Source organism: Micromonospora echinofusca (assembly GCF_017614955.1).
Taxonomy (GTDB): Bacteria; Actinomycetota; Actinomycetes; order Mycobacteriales; family Micromonosporaceae; genus Micromonospora; species Micromonospora echinofusca_A.
Genome location: NZ_WVUH01000534.1, coordinates 1 through 3,193 on the forward strand (window position 1 = coordinate 1; position 3,193 = coordinate 3,193).

Genomic DNA, 3,193 nt, shown 5'->3' on the forward strand with positions numbered 1-3,193 from the left:
GGCCGGGGCCGCGCGCGAGGCCCGGGACCTGGGGGCCGCCGAGGTGCTGACCCACCAGGTGGACGTCGCCGACGCGGGGGCGGTGCAGCGGGTCGCCGACGAGACCGTGCACCGGTTCGGCGGCCTGGACGTCTGGATCAACAACGCGATGGTCTCCGTGTTCGCGCCGGCCTGGGAGATCACCGCCGACGAGTTCCGCCGGGTCACCGAGGTCAACTACCTCGGTACGGTGCACGGCACGCTGGCCGCGCTGCGGCACATGCGGGCCCGGGGCCGGGGCGCGATCGTGCAGGTCGGGTCCGCCCTCGCCTACCGGGGCATCCCGTTGCAGTCGGCGTACTGCGCGTCGAAGCACGCCATCCAGGGTTTCCACGACTCGCTGCGGGCCGAACTGCTGCACGACTGCCCCGGGGTACGACTGTCCATGGTGCAGTTACCGGCGATCAACACGCCGCAGTTCTCCTGGGTGCGTACCCGGCTGCCCCGCCATCCGCAGCCGGTGCCGCCGATCTACGCGCCGGAGGTGGCGGCGCGGGCCGTGCTGTGGGCCGCCGACCGGGGGCCCCGGGAGCTGAACGTGGGCGGTCCGACGCTGAAGACCCGGCTCGCCGACAAGCTCGTTCCCGGGCTGCTCGACCGGTACCTCGCCCGGACGGACGTGGGTTTCGCCGCGCAGCAGACCGACACCCCGATCGACCGGTCCACCTGGCGGGACAACCTGGACGTACCGGTGGACGCCGAACGGGACCACGGCGCCCTCGGGGTGTTCGGCGACACGTCCCGCGACCGCTCCCCGGCGCTCTGGCTGGCCACCCACAAACCGGCGGTCTCCGCCGCTGTCCTGCTGGTCGGGGCGGTGCTCGGCTGGTCGGCGTGGCACGGGGCACCCCGGGGTCACCGGTAGCGGAAACCCGGCGGAGAGCCGTCACCGAGCGTGAACACACCGTGTCGCTACGGGGGAGGTTCCGGGCATCACCGGCGATGTGACTACCCTCTCCACAGAACGCAGTCGCCAACCGAGGATGCCCGCGATGATCGAACCCGTACAGTTGCCCTCTCCATGGCGGGACGCACGCCTGACCGTCGTGGTGCCCACCTACAACGAGGCGGGCAACCTGCCTGTGCTGGTCGAGCGGCTCCTCGCGCTGCCGTTGCCGAACCTCACCGTGCTGGTCGCGGACGACAACTCCCCGGACGGCACGGGTGACGTCGCCGACAAGCTCGCCATCGAGCACCCGGGCCGGGTCCAGGTCGTGCATCGGCCCGGCAAGGAGGGCCTCGGCCGGGCGTACGTGGACGGGATCAGCCGGGCACTGGACGGCGGCGCGGAGTACGTCGCCCAGATGGACGCCGACCTGTCCCACCCGCCGGAGGCGCTGCCGGGGATGCTCGGGGCGCTGCTCTCCACCCGTTCCGGCGTGGTGATCGGTTCGCGGTACGTGCCGGGCGGGCAGCTCGACGAGGCGTGGCCGCTGTACCGGCGGGCGCTCAGTGGCTGGGCCAACCTCTACGTGCACACCCTGCTGCGGGTCCGGATCCGGGACCTGACCGCCGGTTTCAAGATCTGGCACGCGGACGCGCTGCGGGACATCGGGCTGGAGCGGGTGCAGTCCAACGGGTACAGCTTCCAGGTGGAGATGCACTACCTGGCGACCAAGCTGGGGCACACCATCCTGGAGGTGCCGATCCGGTTCGAGGAGCGGCGGGACGGGGCGTCGAAGATGACCACCGCCACCAAGGTGGAGAGCGCCCTGATGCCGTTCAAGCTGCGGTCCCGGCACCGCAACCTGGACCAGCGGTAGCCGGGGTACCGGGTCGCCGCCGGGTGGTGCCGGCGGCGACCCGGTACGGCCTCAGCAGCCGCAGGTGTAGTAGAGGATGTCCCAGTGGCTGCCTTCCTTGGTGTAGAGGTTCCCGGAGGGTGCCCGGTACTGGTACCCGAAGCCGGAGATGTAGCCGACGTAGGTGTAGTACGTCGAGATGTAGTTCTGGATGCAGGTGCTCAGTGAGATGTCCACCTTGTAGCCGTTCCAGTGGCTGTACGTGCCGGACGAGTGTCCGACCTCGGTACCGGCGGTGATGTTGACGGCACAGCCAGTGGCCCGCTTGAAGGTGATGATGCCGTCGATGGTGGACTGCCGGATGCCGTCGAAGGACGTGCAGCTGGAGTTGTAGCGGTCGCTGCAGTTGCCGCTGGAGGACCAGGTGATGCCGGCGGCGGACAACTGCGAGGCGGCGCTGGAGTGGGTGATGGCGAACGCCGGGCTGGCGAAGCCGAGCACCGCGCCGATCGCGGCGAGCCCGGCGACGACCATGGTGAGTACGCGGCGGCGCACGGTGGTACGGGTGGATGACATGGCTCTCCCGATTCGCAGCAGGGGGTGAATTTTTGCGAAGCAGGGGCCGGCCTTGAAGAATTTCTACCAGACATCGACAGGCATGGCTAGATAGACTTCGATGTCGATCGATTTATTACGGGTAGACGAGCCGGTTGCCGGCCTCGACGACCTGCCGGTAGAGGCCGCCGGTCAACGCCCGGTCCCGGGCCAGCGCGGCCCGGGCCGCGTTCGCCCCCGGCCCGCCGTGCACCCCACCGCCCGGGTGCGCCGAGGCGCTGGCCAGGAAGAGCCGGTCCACCGGGGTGTCCGGCCGCCCCAGCCCCGGCACCGGCCGCAGGAACAACTGCTGGTAGGCCGCGGCCGTACCGCCGCCGAGGGCGCCACCCACCAGGCTCGGGTTGCGCTCCTCCAGTTCCGCCGGACCGGCCACGTACCGGCCGACGATCCGGGACCGGAAACCCGGGGCGTACCCCTCCAACACCTCCTCCATCCGCTCGACGTGCCCGGCGAGGTCGGCCGCGCGCCAGTCCCGCCGGAACGGCAGGTGGGTGTACGACCACAGCGACTCCGTACCCGCCGGTGACCGGGTCGGGTCCGCCGTGGTCATCTGCCCCACCAGCAGGAACGGGTCGGCCGGCAGCTCACCGCAGGCCAGCGCAGCGGCGTACCGGGTCAGCCCGTCGACGTCCGCGCCGAGGTGGACGGTGCCGGCGCCGGCCACCGCCGGATTCGCCCAGGGCACCGGCCCGGACAACGCCCAGTCGACCTTCAACGTGGAACCGTCCCACCGGAAGTGCGCCAGATCCTCCACCAGCCGGGGCGGCAGCACCGCCGCGCCGACCAGGTCCAGGAAC

Annotated in this window: 4 protein-coding genes; 2 read left to right on the forward strand and 2 right to left on the reverse strand. The window is 71.1% G+C overall.

The features are described 5' to 3' along the window. Both GSF22_RS32270 and GSF22_RS32275 read left to right on the forward strand, forming a co-directional pair. On the forward strand, window positions 1-904 hold a 904-nt coding region (locus tag GSF22_RS32270), incomplete at its 5' end, for an SDR family oxidoreductase (protein WP_208817695.1). A 127-nt stretch (window positions 905-1,031) separates the two neighbouring features. After that, window positions 1,032-1,802 carry a polyprenol monophosphomannose synthase gene (locus GSF22_RS32275; RefSeq protein WP_208817696.1) on the forward strand — a complete coding sequence of 257 codons (771 nt, stop codon included), beginning with the start codon at window positions 1,032-1,034 and terminating at the stop codon, window positions 1,800-1,802. Window positions 1,803-1,853: 51 nt separating this feature from the next. On the opposite strand, the gene GSF22_RS32280 is transcribed toward GSF22_RS32275, so the two are convergent. Together GSF22_RS32280 and GSF22_RS32285 are read right to left on the reverse strand one after the other, a co-directional pair. Beyond that, window positions 1,854-2,357, reverse strand: coding sequence for a hypothetical protein (locus GSF22_RS32280; RefSeq protein ID WP_208817697.1), 504 nt, complete (start codon window positions 2,355-2,357; stop codon window positions 1,854-1,856). 115 nt (window positions 2,358-2,472) lie between these two features. Further along, a partial coding sequence (locus tag GSF22_RS32285; protein ID WP_368856932.1) for a phytoene desaturase family protein occupies window positions 2,473-3,193 on the reverse strand: 721 nt, incomplete at its 5' end.

Excerpts from the sequence above, each read along its gene's own strand:
- GSF22_RS32275 (WP_208817696.1), top strand. The coding sequence starts at position 1,032 with ATGATCGAACCCGTACAGTTGCCCTCTCCATGGCGGGACGCACGCCTG.
- GSF22_RS32280 (WP_208817697.1), bottom strand. The coding sequence starts at position 2,357 with ATGTCATCCACCCGTACCACCGTGCGCCGCCGCGTACTCACCATGGTC.